The sequence below is a fragment of the Rummeliibacillus suwonensis genome, from assembly GCF_007896435.1.
GTDB lineage: Bacteria > Bacillota > Bacilli > Bacillales_A > Planococcaceae > Rummeliibacillus > Rummeliibacillus suwonensis.
On the sequence record NZ_VCBL01000001.1, the window covers coordinates 1626719 to 1651157 of the forward strand.

Sequence of the window (24439 nt, forward strand, 5' to 3'; positions counted from 1 at the left end):
CAAATGAGACCAGTTCATCAATAGCCTCAGCATTTGTTCATCTACAACAAAAATCTTTAAAGCCCACTATTCAGGCTTTAAAGATTTTTGTGTTTTCCCCGGGTAGTAAAACCCCCATCTCAAGATAGAGAGAAACGAGAAAGATAGATGGGAAACTACTGCCCGTAAAAGCCTGATTGGTTCAAGCCAACAAGATGTTGGTCACTCGGGTGCTGCCACAGGACATGGTGCTTTTCACTTAAGTTCCTCTATTTTAGTGGGGGATGAGGAAACCCCCACTGATGGAGTTTCACTTTATTGAATTGCCTAAATCGATCCTATTTTCCATATCAGCGTCATTACATTCTATACAAAATCAAAGGCATTTTGCTGAAAGAGGCATTCATCCTAATCGTTTTTACAAACACTCAAAACTTTTCCTATTTATAGTTACCTAAAATTTTGACAGCTTCTTCGGTAACAGACGTATCGATGGCTTTATCAAAATCAAATTTCCCCTCTGTTGCACCATTGGCTTTATACATTTCGTATTGTTTATGAATATCTTCAATACGCATCGCACCATCTGGATCTAAACCTGTTACATGCACTTTATCCCATATTGCAGGATCTTTTAATGCTGTATATTTTGTCATGATATGAACGATTTCTGCTTTACCTTCTCCTTTTGTAAATGCATCATTATAATCACGAACACCTTTTAGATAAGCAAGCATGAAACGAAGTGATATATTTTTTTCAGTACTCATAAACTTAGGAGAAGCTAATACTAACGCGATCTGCGAATCCGGTGCAAAGTCAGTTGCGTCGCCAAAACGATGTACGATCCCTTTGCTGGCACCTTGCGCTATTAATGGCTCAATACTAAGCGCTGCATCAATAGAACCGTTTTCTAATGCACCTAGCATACTGCCGAAATCTGACATAACAACTGTTTTCACATCTTTTTTAGTTAATCCGGCGTGTTTTAGCATTAACTCATAAATATAAGCATCGATCGAATTTTTAGAAGAAATAGCGATTTTCTTTCCTTTAAAATCAGGATAATCTTTGATTACATCTTTCATTTTATTGCCAATGACAAATGTAAAATAAGATTTTCCAGGTATATTATGTCCTTTATCCCCTACTATTTTAACGTCAATTCCTTGTGCAATAGCATTAAAGAAGGATGCTGTAGAGACACCTCCTGCAATGTCTACTTCACCTGCGGCAACTGCTGGAAGCATATCATCGCTATTGGCAAATTGTGCAAACTCCACTTCAATATTGTAATCTGCAAAATAGCCTTTTTCATTTGCAATATAGAATCCTGCACCAGAAGCTGCTCCATCCTCAGCAATTACAACTTTTGCTTTCTTTTTTAATGGTGCAAGATCCCCTGATGGATTATCTTTGTCTATTCTATTGTCCACTTGAGCATTATTGGTCGTAGTAGTGCTTTTATCGGAACATCCCGCAATTAGTATGGCAAACACTAGTAACGGAATCACGAGCGCCCATTTTAACCGTTTTCCCATTGAAATCCCCCTTTACTTTAAAACAAACTACTTTCTAGATTTTTGAACTTCTTCATGCAAGTGTTTTAATATTTCAATAAAGCTTTCTGCGGTCTGTTGGTTTGCACGAATTTGTTCGATATTTCGTGGCCTTGGCAAGTCATTTTTGATTTCTTTTATAATCTTTCCGGGCTGCGCACTCATCAATAAAATACGATCACTTAAAAGTAATGCCTCATCGATACTGTGTGTAATAAAAAGTACTGTCTTCTTTGTTTCTTCCCAAATAGATAATAATTCTTCTTGAAGGATAAATTTGTTTTGTTCATCAAGAGCTGCGAATGGTTCATCCATTAGTAAAATTTCTGAATCATTCGCAAATGCACGTGCAATGCTTACTCGCTGTTTCATCCCACCAGATAGCTCTTTAGGATATAATTTAGAAAACTTCTCAAGTCCCACTTTTTTAAGATAATAATCTGTTCTTTCTTTCACCACGTTTTTGGGTAAGTGCCTCATTTTTAAACCAAAAGCTACATTATCTTCAACTGTCAACCAAGGAATAATACCTCTTTCTTGAAAAACCATTGATTGAAGAGGTCTATCCTCCTTGCCCTGCTTAATCTCAAAGTCACCAGCACTAGTTGTTTCTAATCCCGCCAAAATTCTAAGTAATGTCGTTTTCCCACATCCACTCGGGCCGACTAAGCAGACAAACTCGCCTTCCGAAATATCTACTGAAACTTGATCTAAAGCCGTTACACTACTATTTTTTTTATAAAATACTTTCGTTAGGTTGCGAATCGAAATTTTTGTTTGCTCTCTCATTCCTTCACCTCCAAGGAAGAATTTTCTTTTGAAGAAACCGAAGAACTAGCGAAAATAGATAACCAAAAAATGAGATGAGTATAAGCCCAACAAACATTTCTTTCAGTAAAAATGCTTTATAAGAAGTCCAGATTAAATAGCCGATACCAGAAGTCGCACCCATCATTTCAGCAGCAACGATTGTTAAAAGTGCTATTGCCTGCCCCATTTGAATACCTTCCATCATGACTGGTAATGAACCTGGAAGAGCGATTTTAAAAAAGAAGTCTTTTGAATTAGCCCCGTAGTTTTTAGCAACATCCAAATAGATGGAATCGATATTGACCACTCCAGCAGTCGTATTGATGACAACTGGGAAAAAAACACTTCCTGCGATTGTGACAATTTTAGAAAAATCACCAATTCCAAATAAAATGATAATAATTGGCAACAAAGCTAATGTTGGAATCGGCATGAGTGCCATTACAATGGGTGAGATGAAATGTCGAACCGGTGAATATAATCCCATCAATAAGCCAATGACAATACCGGGTATTGCGCCTAACAAAAAGCCCGCAAATATCCGATAGAGTGATATCCATATATGATGGAATAATTCTCCACTAACAATCATGTTATAGAAGGTGCGTAAAATTTCTGTTGGCGGCGGGAAGAAACGTACATCAATCAAGTCTGTCTGGGATAAAAATTCCCATAAACATAAGAGAAAAATAGGTGAAGCGATTGTTAATGTCTGCTTCAGTCGATCATTTAACCGTCTTTTTTTCCATTCCTGCTGTTCAATTTCGACAGGGTTATGGTGTTTAGCTTGTTTTTCTTCTCTCATCCTTCACCACCTCTTCAGTAAAGGATATGTATTTGCCCTTTAAAGTGTGTCGATTACCTATGAATGAACTTCAGATGAAAAAAATAATGTGGAGTATGATCATTTTGCAGCACTATAAAAACGATAGCCTGTTGCCGTATATTCACTTAAAAAGAGAAAAGCAGTGACGACTACTGTCATTCAAGCAAACTAAATTTCACATAATCGCATTAAAAAAGGGCGGATTTAAAACCAAATGAAAACAAGTGTTTGTCTAGTGAGTTAGCAAAAATAAAGTGAAGCTTCCATCAATGGGAGGTTTTCTTCATCTCCCACTGTATACAAAAAAGCATGAATGCTGTTCAATTCAGCACCCATGCTTTTGCTGTTTTGTAGGATCTTGCCTTAAATTTAATAAGACAATCCTTACAATGTGATTGCACCTTTATCCTACATGATGATTAAAATTGCCGAGCTTTCGCTTCGCTTCTCAAAAGACGGTTATGAAGAGTAATCTCCGATTGACCTTTCACTTGAGATTTTGAATGTTTTAACCTAGTCCAGAGCTGATGAACTTTTTGAGATTTTGGATCTAAATGGTCCGATTTCCCCATAGGTTCTTCCCTCCTGATCATGTTGGATTTAACAGTGGAATCTTTTTTAGTATCACTGATATATTTCTTTTTATACACTTGAAATTGGTTCAGCATCAAAATCTGTTTTTCTATCTTATACTTTCATACTATCTACCAATATATAACCAAAAACCAATCCTGCAATCGTCGTTAAAGTTGTTGCAGTATCTCCTAGCAATAGCAATTGTTTGGTGAATATTAGCTTTTCCCCATATGATGTGTATATCAGATATGGTAGCAACGCAATATAGAGAGAGGGTAATGCAATCGCGATTAACTTGAGCCAATCCAAATGCCACTTCTTTTTTCCTTTTTTCTCTCCTAGAAACTTAGGCAGTCGAAATAGCATACCCAATACAATAGGAAAAATGATGTTAAAAAACATAATTGGTAAGTTATCAAAAGATACTTCTGCCTCTTTCCCTAAATACACTCGAAATCGTAATCCTAAATATATGACAAATGTAATGATGATTAGCCAAACAACATAGTTCAACAAACGTTTCAACAATACAATCCCCTCCACTAACAGGATAACACTGCCTCTTACTCATTAACTTTCGCTATCCAACGAATAGATTCCTGTATGGGATGGTTGATCAATAAGAAAATTTGCTGTCTATAGAAGTTGGCTGCTTCTGACTTGTCGCTACAAAAAAGATTAGCTTTTGTCGCTGCACTTTCATCGCATGAAAAACATGTGCTCCTGCCGCTCTGCTTTTGTCGCATAAAAAGTATTGCTGGATCAAAATAAAAAAACCCGGAAAATTAATTCCGGGTCCGATTTCACTCGATCCTTCATGAGATTAAATTGTTTTTAGCTTTCCTTCTCAGACTAATGCATGAAGCATTTTACCTGAGATATGGGACATAACTTTTAATGTAGCCCACAGTAGATGAACTTGCCATGAGGATTAAGAACTTTGTTCTGTTTCTCATTGGATATTCAACAAACTGTTCATAAAAGTTTTGAGCCTTTTATGATGATCAAAATGTTCTGCTTTTCGCTTTTTCCCTGAGCTAATCCACGAAGGGTATTTCACTCCGTTTTCTAAGCTTGAGAATGGAACATTTTAATCTGCCCAGAGTAGATGAACTTTCTGAGTAATGAACGCTTTTTCGGCGGATCACCCATTGAGTTCTCCCTCCCAATCATGTTAGATTTACAAATCCTTTATGATGATTAAATGGTTATGCATTCGCTTTTTCCTCAGACCTGGTCCACGGGTCTTCACTCCGTTTCTTAAGCTTGAGATTTTTAACATTTTAATCTAGAGTAAATACTCACCTGGACTTGGTTCACCCATTGGTTAACCCCTCCTGTCATGAAAGGATCTCTTAAGTGAAATCTTTTATAGTATGGCTCGTACATCCTCTTTTATGCGCCTGCTAAAAAGTTTTTAGCATTATTCAAACATACGGCTTAAATTAGCCATTTCAATGGCTGAAACTGCTGCATCGTATCCTTTATTTCCTGATTTTGTACCAGAGCGTTCGATGGCTTGTTCAATATTTTCAGTCGTAACGATACCGAACATAACTGGAACTCCAGTTGTTAATCCTATATTTGCAATACCTTTCGCTGCTTCATTGCAAACATAATCATAATGTGAAGTTGCCCCTCGGATTACTGTGCCTAAACCAATGATGGCATCATATTTTTTAGTATCTGCCATTTTTTTTGCGATAAAAGGTACTTCAAATGCACCAGGAACCCATGCAACATCAATATCTTCTTCTGAAACACCGTGACGTTTTAAACCATCCAATGCCCCACTTAGTAATTTTGACGTTAAAAATTCATTGAATCTTCCAACAACAATCCCAATTTTTAAATCTGTCCCGATTAATTTTGCTTCAAATGTTTGTCCCATTTATACTCACTCCTACGCTAAAATATGTTTCATCTTTTCTTTCTTTGTTTGTAAGTATTTCTCATTTTCTGGCACAGCTTCAATTTCAATAGGCACTCGTTCAACAATTTCAATTCCATACTTTGTTAGGCCTTCAATTTTAGCCGGATTGTTTGTCATTAAACGAATTTTTGTAATGCCCAGATCACGTAACATCTGTGCACTTAGACCATAATCACGCATTTCTGCCGGAAAACCGAGATGAAGGTTTGCTTCAACGGTGTCATAGCCATGTTCCTGTAATTCATATGCTTTTAATTTATTGAGAAGCCCGATTCCTCTTCCCTCTTGGCGCATATAAAGAACGACACCATTTCCCTCTTTTTCGATCATTTCTAATGATTTTTGTAGTTGAGGGCCACAGTCACAGCGTTTTGAATGGAAAATATCTCCTGTCAAACATTCTGAATGGATGCGAACAAGTGGCGCTTCCTCATTTTGTGGCTTTCCTTTGACAATGGCAACATGTTCTTTGTCATTTAGTCGATTGGCGTAACCAATCATTTGAAATTCGCCAAATGCAGTAGGAAGTTTAACGGAAGCGACTCTTTCAATTAATGTTTCAGTTTGATTTCGATAACTTATCAAATCTTCGATCGTCACGAATTTTAAATGATGTTCCTTTGCAATTTCATGTAACTGAGGTACTCTTGCCATTTTCCCGTTATCTAACATAATTTCACAAATAACACCCGCTGAAACAGAACCACATAGTATAGCAAAATCCACCGCTGCTTCTGTATGACCTTGTCTTTCAAAAACGCCATTTTCTTTTGCAATCAATGGAAACACATGTCCAGGACGACGAAAATCTCCAGCTGTTGATTTTTCGTTGATCAATTGCAAAATAGTTTCAGAACGTTCATATGCACTAATTCCCGTTTCGGTTGTTTGATAATCGACGCTTACTGTAAATGCTGTATGATGATTATCTGTATTATTTTCGACCATCGGGTTCAGCTCAAGGCGACTTGCTAATGTTTGAGACATTGGCGTACAGATTAAACCGCGACCGTATTTTGCCATAAAATTAATATTCTCAGGTGTTGCAAATTCGGCTAATACAAGAAAATCTCCCTCATTTTCTCGTTTCTCATCATCTACGACAATAATTATTTTACCTTTTTTTAAATCTTCAATTGCTTCTTCAATGGTATTAAACATTTCCAAACACCGCCTTTTAAAATCCATTTTCTTTTAAGAAATCTAATGTAATGCCGGACTTTTCTTCTTTTCTTTCTATATGATTGATCACATATTTACCAAGCAAATCGTTTTCAATATTCACAATATCATGTTCCTTTTTGATGCCAAGAATGGTTTGGTCAAACGTGTGTGGTATTAAAGACACCGTTAATTGAGTTGGTTTTATATCGAAAATCGTTAAGCTAATACCATCAATCGCGACAGAACCTTTCATCATGCAAAACTTACTCAATTCTTGACTGATACCAATATCTACATAAACAGCATTGGCGAATTTTCGTTTTCTTAAAATAACACCAGTGCCGTCTACATGTCCAGAAACAAAATGACCGCCAAACCTACCATTTGCAGGCATTGCCCTTTCTAAATTGACCAATTGCCCCGTTTGCAATGATTGAATATTTGTTGCTTTTACTGTTTCTGGCATCACATCAACTGTGAATTGATTGCTTGAAAAAGAAATGACAGTTAAACATACTCCGTTCACCGCGATACTATCACCGACATGAATGTCTTCTAAGATTTTCTTAGATTCAATTGTCAGCTGCATACTTGTCGTTGCGTTTTTAATTGCTTTTACAGTTCCTAAATCTTCTACAATTCCTGTAAACAAATGAAACACCTCATTTCGGAACAGAAGTTATTTTAATATCTTTCCCAATCATCTCAACTTTTTTAAATTCAAGAGGGTAAGCATCTTTTACTCGTGTAATATCGAGATCTCCTATCATGGGAACTGCATGATCATCACCAAAAATCTTTGGTGCAATGTATGTGATGATCTGATTGACATAACCTGATTTTAAGAAACTGGCATTAATTGCACTTCCACCTTCCACATAAAGGTTCATGATTTTACGTTTGCCTAGTTCTTTTAATACTTCTTCTATCGATATAGTTTGTTTTGATAATGGAATAATTTCGACATGTGCTTGTAAAAAGCTTTTAACCCTTTCCTCAGATACGTTTGAACCTGTAAAAATCCATGTAGGTGTGATATCTTCTGTCATTACTTTGGCATCATGTGAAATGCTTAAGTTAGTATCTAAAATGACACGAATAGGTTGCTTTTTCGTATAGCCAAAGCGATTTGTCAAGCTTGGATTATCCTTTAAAATCGTCCCAATGCCTACTAAAATGGCATCGTTTTTTTCTCTCTCCTGATGAACATCGTGTTGAACCTCGATACCTGTAATTGCTTCTCCATCGCCTGTTTTCGCTGCCAGTTTACCATCCAATGTAATGGCTTGTTTCAAGGTAACATAGGGAACCTCATGTTGGATGAAATGGAAAAAAGCCTTATTTAACTGCTCCGCTTTCTCTTTTAAAACACCCGTCGTAACTTCAATGCCCGCCTTTTTCAAAATACCAATGCCCTTTCCTGCAACTAAGGGATTCGGATCTAATGATGCAACGACAACTCTTTTAACCCCTGCTTTCACTAGCGCATTCGCACAGGGTGGTGTTTTGCCATAATGACTACATGGTTCAAGTGTCACATAAATGGTGCTTCCAAAGGCTTTTTCTCCTGCCATTTGTAATGCGTTGATTTCGGCATGTGGTGTCCCAGCTTTTAAATGGGCACCAAAACCAACAATTTCTTGGTCCTTTACGATGACTGCTCCAACAACAGGATTCGGATTTGTTTGTCCTTCAGCAACCTGTGCAAGCTGTAGTGCAAAATTCATGTAAAAATCATCTGTCATATGAATCGCTCCCATTTGGAAATTTTTTTGCTAAATAAAAAACCATTCATGAGATGCTTCCTTAGGAGTAGTTAATAGGAGGATATGTAGTAAATGGCATTTTAAAATAGGTCAATTGAACTCTATTTTTGCGAACTTTACCATACCCCATGTTGTTCTCCTATTTAAAAAGCTATACGAGATCAGTTTCGGATTTGTACAAATCCCTCTTAAACAAAATTACAGGTTTAAAATTTTTCCATCACCATCGATTGGGATTTTCATCTTTCATTTCATGAAGCGCGATCCATTATGTCCTCATGTAATGGCTTTTAAATGATGCTTCTGAATCATGAGGCTGATCAGTTAACGGTCGGTCGCTTTCATTGCAAAAAGCTTAAGGTAAATGAAAGTAAAAAGAAAACCCCATAGATTTTCTCTACGGGGTTGGATTGGAAGTTTAAATTTAGTCATCACCAAATAGACTCATGAAATCACGTAAATTTCATAAGCAAAAGCATTCCATACATCCTTCTCTCATCCAGACTATACTGTCGGCTTTGGAATTGCACCAAATCCTGCCTATGAAGGCTCACGGGCTTAGAATTTCTTCATCACCGTCGATTGGGATTTTCACCCTACCCCGAAGGATTATTATCTATAGGGAAAGTATAGCACTCTTTTTCTGAAAAAGCATTACTATTTTTATTTTTATGAATAAATTACATACAGCCACCAGAAAATTCCTATAAAAAAACTTTGCAAAGTATTTTTTTACATACTCACTGATCCAATTGTCACTAGATTCTAGAAGTTAAATAAACTTTCAAACGGGTTTGTTATCCAATTTTATCCACTTAAACTTAGATAACTCGCTGATTTCCGCTACGGCTTGCTCGCTTTCCCACGGGACATTGAATGGACTTCCTGAATCCACACCGCACGAAGGAAATGCACAAGCCTAATCGAGGACTCGAGCAAGCCACAGCGAAGATCTATATAGATTGGCGTTTACAATGAGGAATTTTTCTCATTTATACTCATATATTTCCTAATCAAAATGCCTGATGAATTTTATCTATTCAATCGGTAAATTTAAACCACTCGATTTGAATCTTCATAACGACTTATAATTACTTTATCTAATAAATCATACCGTTTTATCAGAACGCTGATCATCTGATGCCATTTTTTACAGAGCTTAAATGCATCCTTATATTCATCTGAATCTTGATCAATTGGTTCCTCGTTTTCTAAAAAGACATATTCGATGATAGGATCATCTAAATCATCCACAACTATTTTCAAACATAGTTTTTTGATCCCTTCCTTATCCTTTTCTTTATTTTTTTTTGATTTTTCCTCTTTTTCTTCCTCTGCCTCTTTCATGTCGTTTTTAGAATCCTTTTCTTTTTTCGTAACATTTATCAATGAGTTTTCTCTTTTCTCGAGTAAAGAGCCACCGAATAATCCTCTTCTGGATATTAAAGCGATTGGATGATCATTTTCCTCAATAGAAGTTTCATATATTTTGTCGAAAGGATAGTCTCTTACCTCAAAGCCAGAATCCGTATTTTCTCTATTTGCGATCAATAAAGTTTGTGATGCCTCGTCCAGTAAAAGCGCATTTAAATAATCAGAAGATACGGTCAATTGTGAATAGGCGAATTCTTGTAGTAATTCTTCCATTTCTTTTTTTATTTCTTCCTCTTTTCTTTTCTCCACTAATAGAATTTGATTCGTTCCCCATTTAAACAATAAAAATGAAATCAACAAAAAAAATAACTTAGCACTGAGTGTTTGAACGATAAACGTAAAGATAAAGAATATTCCACTTGTCAGAAATAGAAGTAATATACTCATTCACAAGCCACCTTTAAAGAATCATTTCATGTTAATAGAATTCTATTCATCTATCCTAGATTTCATGCCTATTTTTAGTAGTGTTAATGATATTTCATAAAAAAATAGCATGCTAGAATTATTTCTAGCATACTATTTTTACTTTTGAGACATCTTTTAAAATGAAGTGATTCCATCTTGGACGGTCATTTCTTCACTTTTTACGAAGGGATTGGGCATATGATTTTTTATACCAAAATGATAAAGGATTGCATCGACAATTCGTTCAGAAGCATGTCCATCTCCATATGGATTAGAAGCTTTTGACATTTTTTCATATTCCGCAGAGTTGGTTAACAATTCTTTCAAAGCCTGATAGATCCTTGATTGATTTGTACCTACTAGCTTTAATGTACCCGCTTCTACTCCCTCTGGTCGTTCAGTTGTATCACGGAGAACTAAAACTGGAACACCAAGAGAAGGTGCCTCTTCCTGTATACCTCCTGAATCCGTCAAAATAATATGGGCTCTAGCTAAAAAGTTATGGAAATCGACAACTTCTAAAGGTTCGATTAGATAGATCCGTGGATTGCCATCTAATATTTCTTTGGCAATTTCCCTTACTGCTGGGTTTAGATGAACAGGATAGACCACTTGAACATCCTCATGTTCATCTACAATTTGTTTAATCGCTTTAAACATGTGTCTCATTGGTTCTCCAAGATTTTCTCTACGATGAGCAGTTAATAAGATCATCTTATCTTGGCCTATTTTTTCTAATATGTGGTGATGATAATTTGTAGAAACGGTTGTAGCTAATGCATCAATGGCGGTATTTCCTGTAATAAAAATAGTTTCGGGATCCTTACTTTCATTGAGCAGATTTTGCTGTGCTTTTCTGGTTGGGGCAAAGTGAAAATCAGCTATAACACCTGTTAGTTGGCGATTCATTTCTTCAGGGAACGGCGAATATTTGTTCCAAGTACGTAAGCCCGCTTCAACATGTCCAACTGGAATATGATTATAAAACGCTGCAAGACTTCCCACAAATGTCGTTGATGTGTCACCATGTACAAGAACTAAATCAGGTTTTTCATTTTGCATCACTTCATTTAATCCTTTAAGTGCTAAAGTTGTGACATCGATTAATGTTTGACGATCCTTCATAATATTTAAATCATACTTAGGATGAATATTAAAATCGCTAAGTACTTGGTCTAGCATTTGGCGATGCTGCGCCGTTACGGTTACAATCGATTCAATTTCTTCTTGATGCTTGTCTAGTTCAAGTATTAATGGAGCTAGTTTGATTGCTTCCGGTCTAGTACCGAATATCGTCATGATTTTTATTTTTCTTTGTTTTGTCAATGAAAACTACCTCCGATTTTTTTAGATAAAGTGAAACCTCATACAAAGATCCCTCTCTAGATGTTGGTTGAACCAATCAAGCTTTTACAGGCAGCTGATCTCCCACTTGTCCATTCTGTTCCATTTCCACTAGAATCTAGTAGAAGGATCTCACAGCCTGTTAATGTGAGCTTAACATATATGTTGCACTTACAATAACCGCAACTAATAAAACAAAAGATTGCAAAATGACTGATAGATTGAAGCCATTCTTTTGCTGCTCTTTACTTTGTGGCTCATTTACATTTTCTGTATACTGTTTCTCCAACATTTTCGTTCTACTAATCTTCTTTTCTTCATCACTTAAAGCATTGAACGTATGGATAAATTTTTTATATTCACTGATTACCTTTTTAGTTTCGTCAAACATCTTGATTTCTCCAAAATGGATCCACATGACTCGATCACAAAATGCTTGGATCTGAGACAATGAATGACTGACAAAAATAATTGTTTTTCCTTCACTTTTAAACTCATTAATCTTATTAAGACATTTTTGATAAAATGTTTGATCCCCGACGGACAACGCTTCATCCACTATTAAAATATCTGGATTTGTATGAATAGATATCGCAAAACCTAATCGTGATTTCATACCACTAGAATAATTTTTAACAGGCTGATGGATAAAATTTCCGATATCCGCAAATTCAACAATATCATCCTGAATCATATTAATTTCCGCATTCGTTAAACCATGCATCAAACATTTCATCTTAATATTTTCCATCCCCGTCAAAGAGGGATTCAAACCAACAGAAATGGCAATTAATGATGTCTCACCGTTGATCTCTATATCGCCAAAACTTGGAGGGATAACCTGTGCAAGTATATTAGAAAGTGTCGACTTTCCAGAACCATTCAAGCCAATGATTCCAATTGCTTCACCTTCATTAATTTCAAAATCAATATTTTTTAAAGCATAGAACTGATCTCTATCTTTTTTTAACGAAATGATATCCAATAATTTATCAGATTGTTTACGATATAATCTGAAACTTTTTGATACGTTTGTGCAACGAATTTTCGGATTCATAGATTTTCCTCCGATTATAAATAATCAACAAATTTGTTTCGGAATTTAATATGCAAATAAGCTCCGATTGTCAGTATCAGCAAACTGATACTCCAAAAATACAGCGTATAGGCGCCATCTTCAAAAAACCATTGTCCACCTAAAATGGAATATCTAAAACCTTCGATAATATAAAATAGTGGATTTAGTTTTAGTATATTCACAAAAAAGGTAGGAAAGTTATGGACATTCCAAACAATAGGTAAAAAAAACATCATCAATCGCACAACCGATTGTACCATCATTTGAACATCTCGAATAATCGTTGTAAGTGTCGATAACAATAGTGTGATCGCAAATAGAAACAGATATAAGCATGCTAGATAGTAGAATAATTGTAGCAGGTATAGACCTGAAAATATGTCATAAAAGCAAGCAATTACAATTGTAATCACGATCATTGGGAATAATGAAAGTGAATTTCCTACAATTTTAATACTTGGTAATACGCTAACTGGAAAATGCATTTTTGATACTAAACTAACCTTTGCAAATACACTATTAGATGCTTGAACAATCGTTCGGCTAATATATAGCCATGGTACAAGTCCTATGATCAACCAAAGGAAAAATGGCGTACCATCAACTGGTGATCCCTTTCTTATACCAAGACCAAAGATAAGCCAATACACCATTATTTGAATGAATGGATTCAAGATTTGCCATAGCATCCCAAAATAGTGCATTGTATATTTTCCTTTTTCTTCATATAAACTAAGTCTAACTATTAAGTTAAAATGAAGAAATTGTTCTTTCAATACTTGCCATGCGAAGTTCATACAAGAGATGTTTCCTTATTATTTGTATATTTGTAGAGATTGCCATAGTTCATATAGTTAACATCTTGTGGTAACACTTTTACAACGTTTTTCGTATCAAAAATTCTTTTATTGGACATATTCGCTAACATAGAATCGCTAAATTGTTTGAATTCATCATGATCTGATAATATAACGATTAAATCTGAGTCTTTTACCGCTTGATCAAAATCTTTCATGACCCATTCCTCTTTTACATGTGGATCATATGCACGAACTTCAAAGTCGCTTTGCGCTTGTAGCATATGGTAAATTTCTAAAGCTGGGCTTTCACGAATATCATCAACATTTCCTTTATAAGTTAAACCAAAAACGGTGACGATTTTTCCATTTTCACTTTTCATTAATTGTTTAACATTATCTACAACAAATTGTGGCATAGATGTGTTGATCGTACGAGAAAGGCTAATAAGTTGAGCTGTTTTGGGAGCTTTTGCTACGATAAAATATGGATCAACTGCTAGACAATGTCCTCCAACCCCAGGTCCAGGAGTATGCAAATTTACGCGAGGATGTTTATTGGCCATTTCGATCACATCAAGTGCGTTGATTTCCAACTCATTACATACTTTTGCTAATTCATTTGCAAGTGCAATATTCACATCTCTAAATGTATTTTCCATCAGTTTAGACATTTCAGCTGTTTTTGCATCCGTTCTAATAATTTCCCCTTGAACGAAAGTACTATATACTTTAACACCAGCTTCTGTACATGCAGGTGTAATACCTCCAACAATTCGGTTATTAAACACTAATTCTTGAAGAATTTGACCTGGTAAAACTCTTTCAGGGCAGTGTACAAGGAAAATATCTTCACCGACCACAAATCCTGCTTTCTCAACTAAAGGCTTAACAAAATCGTCCATACTGCGAGGTGCGATGGTTGATTCAACAATGATCGTATTGCCTTTTTCAATATAAGGGATTATAGAGCGTACTGCACTCAATACATATGTTAAATCACAGGATTTATATTGGTCATTACAATTGGGTGTTGGAACTGAAATGATAAATGCATCAGCTTTTTCAGGTTCATAGGAAGCTTTAAACGTTCCCATTGAAATAACTTCTTCCAAAGCTTCTTGCAAACCCGGTTCTTCTAAATGGATTTTTCCATGATTTAGTGAATCCACAGCTTCTTTTTTCACATCAACACCTACAACATTTACATGATGTTTGGCAAACATGATAGAGGTTGGTAATCCTATATATCCAAGACCGATCGTACATAGTTTCATTTTAATTTCCTCCAATTTTCGAGTAGATTTTTAGTTTTCTTTTTTATCGCAGCCTATATATTGAAAAGCAATTGCTTAAACTGATGAAAAAACGTTAGCCTTCTCGCATCACCCCTTTCAAATAAAAATTCAAATTTTTCTGAATCTATATTCTGGTGAAGTATTTTGCTATTTTCTTGTACTTTCCTTTTTTATAGAAAGCTTCGAATTTTTCACCTTCTATTGAATTTTCAACTATGAATTCTTTGTATAAAGAATAAATTTGATAGAGAATATCGATCGCCTCTTTTAGATCCTCATCTCCAATCCGTTTAATGCGGATCAAATACCAATTTTTGAAGTAAAAGTTGAATCGTTTATCCATATATAAATCGAGCAATTCATTTTTCTTTAAAAATGGTAATCTCTCTTTTTCTAATGTGTAATATTTATGAAAAAACTTTTTTGTTATCGTATTTGTAACAGATCCTGAAACTGCTGCATAATAGATGTGAATATCCAGATCGAGTACTGCTGCCTTCGTTGAATGCAATAACAGCTCTTGGAAAAACAGTGTATCTTGTCCGCCAGCATTTTCTACCATCTTCAAGTGATTATCCATAATGATCTTTTGCTTGACGATCAATGCTTGGATACTTTGAGTTCTCAGTTCTGTATCGATCAATAGCTGCTTCGGATTTTGAATGACCTTACTATGAATCACGTCTGTAACCGTTTGATAGTATTTGAAATAACTAATTTTTTTGTTATCAAATTTGACCATATTGCCAATTGCCATGTCTATATCAGGATTCCTTTTTAGCAATTGCAATAATTTCGCATATCCATCGTTGATCGCTTCATTATCCGGATCTAAATACGTTATATATTCACAACTTGCTAGTTCGACACCTCGATTTCTTGCCCTTGATGCACTACCACTTCCTCCTTTCGGGAAGAAATAAGTCATAACATTCGTATTTGACTCTGCAATTCGACGTATCGTGCTAATAGTTTCCTCATCAGTGGATCCATCATCTACTAAGATAATTTCCATCTTGTCAAAAATGCTGCTTCTTTTTAAGCTATTAAAACATTTGTTCAACAAGTATTTGCCGTTGTTATAAACAGGAACAATTACAGATAATTCATATTGACGATCATCTATCAACCCTTGCTGCAAGCATTCTTTGCTGTTTGTGTTGAGTTCAAAATGGTCAATGCAATACCCATATTGTCGTTTGTAATGAGTAGGCATTTTGAGCAATTCGTCGGTAGCAAAAGCTTCAGACCAAAACACTGTTTTATATTTATCTTGAATTTCATTCACGTACATGTGTTCTAACCCTTCTACTAATTTGTTTCCCTCGTAATAGCTGTTTTTCGTAATATAATCTGAATCTGTATATTTAAAACCGTTGATCATATCTTCTAAATAATATTCTTCGTATTGATAACCTGAACGGAAGAAAGCAATGATATCATATTGTGCTCGAATCTCATCATTGAAATCTGCTTCAGTGATTAAAGCTTTTTCTTCATAGGATTGATTCTCAAAATTTTTGATCACTTCGTCATTCAATTGATCTGCTACGACCAAAGCTTTTTTCAAGGATACTTGTTTTTCCATTTCAATTTTTTCTAATAACCCATTGAATCTTTCAAATGTTGTGTAGGAAGACATGACATTTCGGATTCCTAATACTTGATGCTTATACACTTCTTCATCTGTAAATTCATTTAATATATCTTTGACCTCCTGCTGACTATTCACAATAAAGACATTTGGAAATTTATCGTTCACGCCAACACTATAATTTGAAATAATAATATTACCGATAGCTTGCAGCTCATAAATTCGATTGGCAAACATCGTTTCACTAAACTTCACAGAGTTTAAGTTAATCGCCCAATCATAAAGCTTATGCACTTTTTGAAGATATTGATGTTCAATGGCTGGCGACACATATTCTAAATACTCTTGTGGGAAGAAATAATTTAAATTATTTAAATGAAAATTTCGATCGATGATTTTTAGATCTCGATTCGCACTTTTTACACCCTCGAAAATATCAATTGTTTCCCTTTGCCTTTCGGGATATTTGTTCAGCCATGATCCTGCAAAAAACACATCTTTACTCTTTGGATGGTTTCGGATACCAATTGGATTATGGTAAAGTGGATTGATACCAAATTCCAAGACGAAAACTTTTTGGTGCTTGCAAGCTTTTTTATAGCTTTCCACTTTTTCTTTTGCTGTTGTAAAAACATAATCACATTTCTTGGCGATCCCGATAAATTTTTCATAATTGACAGGGTCTTCTTTCGAGTAAAATACTGTTTTGACGTGATTCTTTTTAAAATATTGAATTACCTTATATAAGTCTTTTCTCTTTTGAGACTTATCATTGGCTAAACCCGTCCAGCTACCATCTAACCCCTTCCAAGTCGTCACTACAAACAAGAAATCTAATTGGTCCTTATAAGACTGATAATTATCGCGAGTAATAGAGATGAAATTGGCCACATCTTTATAAGATTGGTACAAAAATTCATCTGCAATAATCCCAACTTGCATGGAATACTTATTGTAATATCTACTGCCATTACTTTCAGGGATATTGTCCAGTAATGGTTTTATACGATCAAAATAATGCAAATCTGCTACTTCATCACGATAATCCAAGTATTCTTGTTTGGTTGTTTTTAGTGGTGCTGTTTGAATTTCATATAGAAATAATGACTCTTCAGGAATACTTTCAGGTAGAATGCCATTTTCCTTAAAATAATCAATTTCATACTTTTCTCTCTTAATGGCATCTTCAAGTTGTTGTTTACGTGATTGAATCTCTCTCAATTGTTCTTCAATTTTTGATGTTTGCATTTCTTTTGCCTCGCTTAATTCTTTTTAAAACTCGCCAATAAACATAGGTCAGTCTTCCAAGCTTCGAATGACTGATTGCATAATGTTTTGAATGTAATTTTTGATATGAACTTAATAGATGTTCTTCTTGAATATACATTCGTAAAAGTTCTTCTTGAATCATTACTTTTTCTTTTTTTTCTTGTAATAGTAATCGTCTAAGAGACTCCAATTCTCTCGATAAGTCTTCCGTTTTTAATTCCAAAATTAGCACTCCTAGTTGTAAAATTGATAGCTTTTAAGATACTTTGGCATATACATTCACAAACAATTCTTTTTCTTTTTCCCAATTGAACAATTTGCTAGCCTTTCTACTATTTTCACTATATCGAGTTCGTAATGCTTGATTTTCAAGCAATTTGTTGACAGCGTCTGCAATTTCTTGCGGTTTATGTGAGTCTATACAGATTCCAGTTTCTTCTCCTTCAACGACCCTTCGAATCTCAGGAAAATTACAAGCAACAACCGGTATCCCTGCCATCATATATTCGAATAATTTATTGGATGAAGCTGAGTAATGGTTGTAATTTATATTGTTCAACACTTGAAATCCAAGATAGGCATTCTTCGTATATTGAGGTAACTCTTCCAATGGTACTTTAGGTAAGAATTTGACCTTTTCTTCAAGATTCATGTCCTTGACCATTTTCTCCAAGTCTGGTTTTATACGCCCATCCCCTATAAGGACAAGCGTTCCCTCCTTAAACATTGGCACTGCTTTGATTAATTTATCTAATCCTCTTCCTGCCTGTATGCCACCTTGATATAGCAAGATTTTTTCATTTTCCGGCAAATGCAGAATCTCATGAAGATCGATTTTATGATTGAAAACTTCTTTTTGTATGAATGGATAATTATGCACTACATTTGGATAAAACCCATATAAAACTTCGTTGTATTTTGCTCTTGTGTGATTTTCAACAATCATAGAATCCATTTTTCGGATAAAAAACTTTTCCATTTTCGCGTATATTGAGCTATCATATCCAGTTCTACTCGTTTGAACTTCATGTGAATCATAAATTAATGGTTTTCTTCTTAATCTCCACTTTGCACATATATAACCTTGTGGTAATGTGTTTAAATCATTGGAATGATATATATCATAATTTTTCATTCGACCTTTTAAAATCATTCGGATGATAATGCAGCCTCTTACGACCACTGTTTTGAGTCTTGTCTTAATGATTATTCCACCAAGTAATGTAAGCGGAATAATGATAAATGGGAAAAGATAGGCTAAGAACAGCCATAAGACAAGTGCAACACTACCTACCAGCTTATTTTTTATACAAAATTGAAGTACGGTGAACATAATCGGATATCTTCTAACCCTATATACATTAAAATTGTCATTTCTTTTTTCAACATATTTCATGTCAGGATCATTTGGATCATGTATACAAATGAGATCAACCTTATAGCCCTTCTCTGATAGAGTCGTGCATTCTCGAAGTACTCTAGCATCATTGGTAAAATGATTCCAGACAAACATGCATACATTCTTTTTCATAATTTGATGTCCTTATCTATTCGTTTTAATAATGGTATGGGTTCTGCACTTGGTTCTTCTTTTAGTAAAGAAGTTAAAGTTTTGATATTTTTTTCCCATATAAAATGTGATTGGATCAATTTCAAGCCATTACTTGCTGTTTTTTCTCGTAAATCTGGATTGTATTTCAATAGCAAAATCTTTTTGACAATTTCGTAAGCGTCTCGTTTTTCTGAAACAAAGCCTGTTTGATATGTTTCTATAATTTCTTTGGAATAACCTGAAACAGCAGCTACAACTGGAATACCGCTCATCATATAATCGATTAACTTACCTGGCAGCACCGTTTCAAATACTTCATTGTTATTTAACGAAAGAATGCCCACGTCATGTTTTGCATTTAATGCCAAACACTCTGCCCTTGTGGTTGGATTTACGATTGAAACATTGTGTAATCTGTTTTCTTTTATAAAATGGATCAAATCGTTTTTCTTTTGTCCATATCCAACAATCGTGATTTGAATATGCTGTTTATCTAATTTTCGAATGAGATCTTTTAGAAATTCAACATCTTGAGCAAGTCCTATATTCCCTGTATAAATGACTCGAAAATTTTTATGGAATTTATAGGCTGGCTGTAATTCATATAAACGAGCCGCGTTTGGTAAATAGGTGATTTTATCTGGATTGATCTTCGCCTTTTTCACTATATAATCTTTAAAACCGATACTGTTGATAATGATGTGATTCGATTTCTTATATAAGAAGATCTCTAAAAGCGAGAAAAACTTGATGATTAATGCGTTATCAAATACGCCTACTCCCTTTAAGGATTCTGGCCATAAATCTCGAACGTCCAATATAAATTTTGCCCTATACCTCAGTCTTGCAATGAGACCAACAAATGCGATAAAAATTGCCGGCGTCGTAACAAGGACAATATCAAATTTTTGTTTTTGAAAGAGAATAAACAGAAGCATCTTCATCGATATTTCCAGGTAATGGATTAAACGATTCAGCATATTCAAAGCATACTTTCTATTTTTCACTTTCACTCGGTGGATTTTCTCTTCATTATCTAAAGACTTGTTATCCCAAAATTTCTTGTCTTCATATATATGCTTATTTGGATAGGACGGTTCAGTTGTTAAAACCGATACATCATACCCTTCTTGTTTTAATAGCTGAAATAGATTTGTCATCCGATTGGCATGACTACCGATTTCAGGGTAAAAATTTTGCGTGATGATCAAGATCCTAGATTTAGACAATTTGAGCATCCTCCTAAATAACCTTTCTAAATAACCCTTGAAGATAAGATTCGAACTATTGTTCTAATTATTTGGTTACGCGTTAATTGTAGCACAACACTTTACATATTTTGTTAAGCCAATGATTCTTTATTATTAATGGTTTGTAAATTATTATTAATTTTATTAATTACCTCTTCTTTTTTTCATAAAGTAGTCTATTTTAAAAGAAGCCCCTATTATGAAAAAAATGAATAAAATCATTTTTTCATAAAGATTTCATGGCAACAATTTACAAATATTATACGGAGGCACACAATGGCTGTAGAAAGTAGAAGATTTCAAAAAAGGAAAAAAAGAAAGATATGGAAATGGATCGTAGGGATTGTTGTTGTGCTCGCACTTGGCATCAGTGGAGTAGCATTCAGTATGTATAACAGTTTTATGTCTAATATGGAAAAAACACATATTAATATCGACCGCGATCAATCAAAACATCGTATCAAAAAAGTCAATTTCGAAAGAAAAGATCCTTTTTCAATATTGCTTTTGGGTGTCGATGGACGTAGTGGTGAAAATGGGAGATCCGATACAATCATTGTTTTGACAGTAAATCCAAATTCAAAAGATACAAAGATGCTTAGTATTCCTAGAGATACATATACTGAAATTGTTGGTCATCATTCGTATGACAAATTAAATCATGCCTATGCATTTGGTGGCATCAAAATGGCCATGGATTCTGTGGAACAGTTGTTGAATATTCCTATTGATTATGTTGGTGAGATCAATATGGACGGGTTTTCAGATATGATTGACGCAGTTGGGGGAATAACGGTTAATAGTAAACGTGCTTTTGAACAAAATGGTTATCAATTCAAAATTGGTGAAAATCAATTGGATGGTAAAGGAGCTCTTGCGTATGTTCGTAATCGACATGATGACCCTGAAGGTGACTTTGGAAGACAAGAGCGACAAAGACAATTGATATCAGGAATTATTGAAGAAGCTGTTTCTGTAGATAGTTTGTTTAATTATCAAGATATTTTTAACTCATTAGGAAACAATGTTCAAACAAATTTAACCTTCTCGGAAATCATGAAGCTTCAAAAAAATTATAAAGATTCGATTACTCATATTGATCAGTTGCGTTTTGAAAAAGGCGGCGGTGAAATCATTAATGGAATTTGGTATTACAAAATGGATGAAAATGAATTAAAAGAAATTTCCTCAGAATTACGAAAGCATTTAGAATTATCAAAATAGGTTGGTGCTATCTATAAGCCAGTAGATTTCCTATGCTTATAGATAGCTTTTTGATTTCTGCTACAGCTTGCTCGCTTTCCTGTGGGCGAGCCGGTGAGCCTCCTCGCTTCGCTGCGTGGGATCTCCACCTATCTCGCTGTTCCCGCGGTCATTGAATTGACTTCCTGAATCCACACCTTACGCAGAAATGCGCATGCATTTTCGAGAACTCGAGCAAGCCGCAACGAAGATCTATATAAATGGGGTTAAAATTAAATATTAAACACTATTTTCACCAATAAATATGCCTATTTATTTCGTTAAGCATATGTTTTGGCAAAAGCTCATAAAAACCAATGTATTTTTTCAGTTCTTTCCTAACGACTTGGTCATTCACGCGATATCCTTCTTTTAACATGGCTATTTTAAGACCAAATGTCATTTGTAGGTGTGGATAGTCTTTAAAGTCTTCCCAATCACCACCCCAATCGAATCCAAGTTTCTTTGCCATATCTGCCACTTCAAACCAATCAGATTCCCCATTTTTATTGCCATCGTAGTCAATATCCCAAATGATAGTACCATTCGAATCCAAAAGTGCATAATCGAATGCTAATCCATAATTATGAAAAGACTCCCCTGCTTTTTTATGAGTAACGATATTTCCAGTTGTTGTCCTTCCTTGTTCATACAATTGCTTTTGTTTTTCAAATGTTCGAATTCCTTCTGTTATAACAACATCGATCTTTTGATTTGCTGCTTTGTTTATTAATATATTTTTTCTTTCTTCTACGATGGGATTTAGTTGTGACGGAATTGGCGCATCTTTTCCTAGATAAACATATCGTTTATCTTTTTTCTCTTCTTGTATGTCCGGAATAACATTAATGCTTAATATCACCATAAGGAAAAATAGAATGACGACACTCCAAATAATATATAGTTGATTTTTTTTGTTCTTCATATTTATTGATGTTCTCCTCGATGTAATCCCATTTAGTATGAATAATTTGTTATTTTTCATTCTTTTTAGAATATTTTAATGGCTAATAAAAAAATTTTTTATCATATGAATTAAGGTGTGTTGATAATCCAATTTTGCCCACAAAAATAGAGAATATTCGCTGATTTACGCCACAGTCCTTGCTTTTTTTGTGGGATATTGAATGGACCTCACTGAGCGGACCATATGAAATATGTATGCATTTTCGAGGACTTAAGCAAGCCTGATCTAAATAAATAGAGCTAAAAATACAATGTTTTTAAAATGACACCAAATATTTTTTCTTAATCGACAATCCTGAGAAAAGATCATTTAAATATTCATATTTTTTATCAGGCGTGTTGATTATCCAATTTTCTCCATGAAGATAGGGAGAATTCGTTGATTTCCGCTACGGCTTGCTCGCTTTTCTGCGGGCGAGCGCTGAGCCGCTTCCTTCGCTACGCTCGTGCAGGGTCTCAACTGTCTCGCATTTCCCGCGGGAGTCGAGCAAGCCTCCGCTCCAATCTACATAAATGGAACGAAAAATACATGTTTTTTAAGAATTATATCAAAAATATTCCCTAATTTCTGCCTAATCAACACGCCTGATTTTTTATATAATTTTGGCATTATAAAATTGATTCCTTCATTTAAAATGAAGGAAAAATTCATATTGTTGAAGACTTTCATTAGGTGAGACAAATCAATCAGGTCTATACTGAAAGAAGATCCTTTGTTTGTGATTTGTTTCTTGATATGGGGATCATAGTTCTAGTTATTACGATGAAAAGAGGAATGAAATGAAAAATATGATACAAAAGCGTTTATTTGAATTGCAAGATTTAAACTATCAAGAATTTAATGCAAAATTACTGCCAACGGTTGATAAAGAAAAGATTATCGGCGTTCGTCTTCCTACCATGCGTAAAATAGCAAAAGAATTAGCGAAAGGGGACGTACATACATATTTATCCACTTGGAACGATGATTATTATGAAGAAACAATGCTTAGGGGGATGGTCATCGGCTATGCAAAGTTGGATTTTGAATGGCAATTAAAATACATTGCAGAATTTATACCGCATATTGACAACTGGGCAGTTTGCGATAGTTTTTGTACAGGACTAAAAGGAACAAAAAAACATCAAAACGAAATGTGGCAATTTTTACAGTCTTATGCTGCTTCATCTGAAGAATACAATGCCCGTTTTGCAGCTGTTATGCTTTTGAACTATTTTATAGATGAATTGTTTATCCACCAAACTTTAATGTTACTGGACTCCATTCAAAATGAAAAATTCTATACGCAAATGGCCGTTGCATGGGCGATTTCTGTTTGCTATATGAAATTTCCTGAAATAACGGAAATTTATTTGAAAACAAGTACACAAGATCATTTTACTTACAATAAAGCCCTCCAAAAAATTATAGAATCAAAACAAATTGATAAAGATACAAAAGAAAAGATTCGCACGATGAAGAGAAAATAAAGTGAAGCTTCCATCAGTGGAGGTTTTCTCCATCCCCCATTTATCTTTCTCGTTTCTCTCTATATCTTGAGATGGGGGTCTTACTGCCCTTTAAAGTGAGATAAAGTGAAATTTTCTTCATCCG

20 protein-coding genes, 1 pseudogene and 1 riboswitch are annotated in these 24439 nt (G+C 34.8%); of the genes and pseudogenes, 2 read left to right on the forward strand and 19 right to left on the reverse strand.

The features are described from left to right. Positions 1-419 precede the first annotated feature (419 nt). The 18 genes and pseudogenes from FEU33_RS07580 to FEU33_RS07665 all read right to left on the reverse strand — a co-directional run bounded on the left by FEU33_RS07580 (position 420) and on the right by FEU33_RS07665 (position 20616). On the reverse strand, positions 420-1520 hold the full coding sequence (locus tag FEU33_RS07580; RefSeq protein WP_146548793.1) for an ABC transporter substrate-binding protein: 1101 nt from the start codon (positions 1518-1520) through the stop codon (positions 420-422). Between the two features lie 27 nt (positions 1521-1547). Further along, complete coding sequence (locus FEU33_RS07585) at positions 1548-2327, reverse strand: ABC transporter ATP-binding protein (RefSeq protein WP_146548794.1); 780 nt, start codon at positions 2325-2327, stop codon at positions 1548-1550. 4 nt (positions 2328-2331) lie between these two features. Continuing rightward, positions 2332-3153, reverse strand: a complete 822-nt coding sequence (locus FEU33_RS07590; protein ID WP_146548795.1) for an ABC transporter permease — start codon at positions 3151-3153, stop codon at positions 2332-2334. A gap of 440 nt (positions 3154-3593) precedes the next feature. Next, positions 3594-3746 (reverse strand): YpzG family protein, encoded by a 153-nt coding sequence (locus FEU33_RS07595; protein ID WP_146548796.1) that lies wholly within the window; start codon positions 3744-3746, stop codon positions 3594-3596. 115 nt (positions 3747-3861) lie between these two features. Then, positions 3862-4275, reverse strand: a complete 414-nt coding sequence (locus FEU33_RS07600) for a hypothetical protein (protein ID WP_146548797.1) — start codon at positions 4273-4275, stop codon at positions 3862-3864. A gap of 898 nt (positions 4276-5173) precedes the next feature. Continuing rightward, positions 5174-5641, reverse strand: coding sequence for a 6,7-dimethyl-8-ribityllumazine synthase (ribH, locus tag FEU33_RS07605; protein ID WP_146548798.1), 468 nt, complete (start codon positions 5639-5641; stop codon positions 5174-5176). 12 nt (positions 5642-5653) lie between these two features. After that, positions 5654-6844 carry a bifunctional 3,4-dihydroxy-2-butanone-4-phosphate synthase/GTP cyclohydrolase II gene (locus FEU33_RS07610; protein ID WP_146548799.1) on the reverse strand — a complete coding sequence of 397 codons (1191 nt, stop codon included), beginning with the start codon at positions 6842-6844 and terminating at the stop codon, positions 5654-5656. 16 nt (positions 6845-6860) lie between these two features. Next, the gene (gene ribE, locus FEU33_RS07615; RefSeq protein WP_146548800.1) at positions 6861-7499 is read right to left on the reverse strand and encodes a riboflavin synthase; all 639 of its coding nucleotides are present in this window, start codon (positions 7497-7499) and stop codon (positions 6861-6863) included. A gap of 10 nt (positions 7500-7509) precedes the next feature. After that, a complete protein-coding gene (gene ribD / locus FEU33_RS07620; RefSeq protein ID WP_146548801.1) occupies positions 7510-8592 on the reverse strand; it encodes a bifunctional diaminohydroxyphosphoribosylaminopyrimidine deaminase/5-amino-6-(5-phosphoribosylamino)uracil reductase RibD in 1083 nt (360 codons plus the stop codon). A gap of 504 nt (positions 8593-9096) precedes the next feature. Then, positions 9097-9226, reverse strand: a riboswitch (FMN riboswitch). A 440-nt stretch (positions 9227-9666) separates the two neighbouring features. Beyond that, positions 9667-10434: a hypothetical protein gene (locus FEU33_RS07625; protein WP_146548802.1), complete on the reverse strand. Its 768-nt coding sequence runs from the start codon at positions 10432-10434 to the stop codon at positions 9667-9669. Between the two features lie 156 nt (positions 10435-10590). Next, positions 10591-11754 (reverse strand): non-hydrolyzing UDP-N-acetylglucosamine 2-epimerase, encoded by a 1164-nt coding sequence (gene wecB / locus FEU33_RS07630; RefSeq protein ID WP_146549935.1) that lies wholly within the window; start codon positions 11752-11754, stop codon positions 10591-10593. 354 nt (positions 11755-12108) lie between these two features. Next, positions 12109-12718, reverse strand: a pseudogene (locus FEU33_RS07635) (ABC transporter ATP-binding protein); the annotation flags it as partial. A 152-nt stretch (positions 12719-12870) separates the two neighbouring features. Continuing rightward, entirely contained in the window at positions 12871-13674 is an 804-nt protein-coding gene (locus FEU33_RS07640) for an ABC transporter permease (RefSeq protein WP_146548804.1), read from the reverse strand. Then, positions 13671-14951 carry a nucleotide sugar dehydrogenase gene (locus FEU33_RS07645; RefSeq protein ID WP_146548805.1) on the reverse strand — a complete coding sequence of 427 codons (1281 nt, stop codon included), beginning with the start codon at positions 14949-14951 and terminating at the stop codon, positions 13671-13673. Before FEU33_RS07645 ends, FEU33_RS07640 begins: the two co-directional genes overlap by 4 nt. 145 nt (positions 14952-15096) lie before the next feature. After that, positions 15097-17814 carry a glycosyltransferase gene (locus FEU33_RS07650; protein ID WP_146548806.1) on the reverse strand — a complete coding sequence of 906 codons (2718 nt, stop codon included), beginning with the start codon at positions 17812-17814 and terminating at the stop codon, positions 15097-15099. Continuing rightward, positions 17795-18058, reverse strand: coding sequence for a hypothetical protein (locus tag FEU33_RS07655; protein WP_146548807.1), 264 nt, complete (start codon positions 18056-18058; stop codon positions 17795-17797). Before FEU33_RS07655 ends, FEU33_RS07650 begins: the two co-directional genes overlap by 20 nt. Positions 18059-18091: 33 nt before the next feature. Further along, the gene (locus FEU33_RS07660; RefSeq protein WP_244951041.1) at positions 18092-19369 is read right to left on the reverse strand and encodes a glycosyltransferase; all 1278 of its coding nucleotides are present in this window, start codon (positions 19367-19369) and stop codon (positions 18092-18094) included. Beyond that, complete coding sequence (locus FEU33_RS07665) at positions 19363-20616, reverse strand: glycosyltransferase family 4 protein (RefSeq protein WP_244950993.1); 1254 nt, start codon at positions 20614-20616, stop codon at positions 19363-19365. Before FEU33_RS07665 ends, FEU33_RS07660 begins: the two co-directional genes overlap by 7 nt. Positions 20617-20913: 297 nt before the next feature. Here FEU33_RS07665 and FEU33_RS07670 point away from each other — a divergent pair, with 297 nt between their 5' ends. Further along, a complete protein-coding gene (locus FEU33_RS07670) occupies positions 20914-21861 on the forward strand; it encodes an LCP family glycopolymer transferase (protein ID WP_146548810.1) in 948 nt (315 codons plus the stop codon). A gap of 271 nt (positions 21862-22132) precedes the next feature. On the opposite strand, the gene FEU33_RS07675 is transcribed toward FEU33_RS07670, so the two are convergent. After that, the gene (locus FEU33_RS07675; protein ID WP_146548811.1) at positions 22133-22804 is read right to left on the reverse strand and encodes a M15 family metallopeptidase; all 672 of its coding nucleotides are present in this window, start codon (positions 22802-22804) and stop codon (positions 22133-22135) included. 821 nt (positions 22805-23625) lie between these two features. Here FEU33_RS07675 and FEU33_RS07680 point away from each other — a divergent pair. Next, on the forward strand, positions 23626-24315 hold the full coding sequence (locus FEU33_RS07680) for a DNA alkylation repair protein (RefSeq protein WP_146548812.1): 690 nt from the start codon (positions 23626-23628) through the stop codon (positions 24313-24315). The last annotated feature ends 124 nt before the right edge of the window (positions 24316-24439 follow it).

Excerpts from the sequence above, each read along its gene's own strand:
- FEU33_RS07580 (WP_146548793.1), bottom strand. The coding sequence starts at position 1,520 with ATGGGAAAACGGTTAAAATGGGCGCTCGTGATTCCGTTACTAGTGTTT.
- FEU33_RS07585 (WP_146548794.1), bottom strand. The coding sequence starts at position 2,327 with ATGAGAGAGCAAACAAAAATTTCGATTCGCAACCTAACGAAAGTATTT.
- FEU33_RS07590 (WP_146548795.1), bottom strand. The coding sequence starts at position 3,153 with ATGAGAGAAGAAAAACAAGCTAAACACCATAACCCTGTCGAAATTGAA.
- FEU33_RS07595 (WP_146548796.1), bottom strand. The coding sequence starts at position 3,746 with ATGGGGAAATCGGACCATTTAGATCCAAAATCTCAAAAAGTTCATCAG.
- ribH (WP_146548798.1), bottom strand. The coding sequence starts at position 5,641 with ATGGGACAAACATTTGAAGCAAAATTAATCGGGACAGATTTAAAAATT.
- FEU33_RS07610 (WP_146548799.1), bottom strand. The coding sequence starts at position 6,844 with ATGTTTAATACCATTGAAGAAGCAATTGAAGATTTAAAAAAAGGTAAA.
- ribD (WP_146548801.1), bottom strand. The coding sequence starts at position 8,592 with ATGACAGATGATTTTTACATGAATTTTGCACTACAGCTTGCACAGGTT.
- FEU33_RS07625 (WP_146548802.1), bottom strand. The coding sequence starts at position 10,434 with ATGAGTATATTACTTCTATTTCTGACAAGTGGAATATTCTTTATCTTT.
- wecB (WP_146549935.1), bottom strand. The coding sequence starts at position 11,754 with ATGACGATATTCGGTACTAGACCGGAAGCAATCAAACTAGCTCCATTA.
- FEU33_RS07640 (WP_146548804.1), bottom strand. The coding sequence starts at position 13,674 with ATGAACTTCGCATGGCAAGTATTGAAAGAACAATTTCTTCATTTTAAC.
- FEU33_RS07645 (WP_146548805.1), bottom strand. The coding sequence starts at position 14,951 with ATGAAACTATGTACGATCGGTCTTGGATATATAGGATTACCAACCTCT.
- FEU33_RS07650 (WP_146548806.1), bottom strand. The coding sequence starts at position 17,814 with ATGCAAACATCAAAAATTGAAGAACAATTGAGAGAGATTCAATCACGT.
- FEU33_RS07670 (WP_146548810.1), top strand. The coding sequence starts at position 20,914 with ATGGCTGTAGAAAGTAGAAGATTTCAAAAAAGGAAAAAAAGAAAGATA.
- FEU33_RS07675 (WP_146548811.1), bottom strand. The coding sequence starts at position 22,804 with ATGAAGAACAAAAAAAATCAACTATATATTATTTGGAGTGTCGTCATT.
- FEU33_RS07680 (WP_146548812.1), top strand. The coding sequence starts at position 23,626 with ATGAAAAATATGATACAAAAGCGTTTATTTGAATTGCAAGATTTAAAC.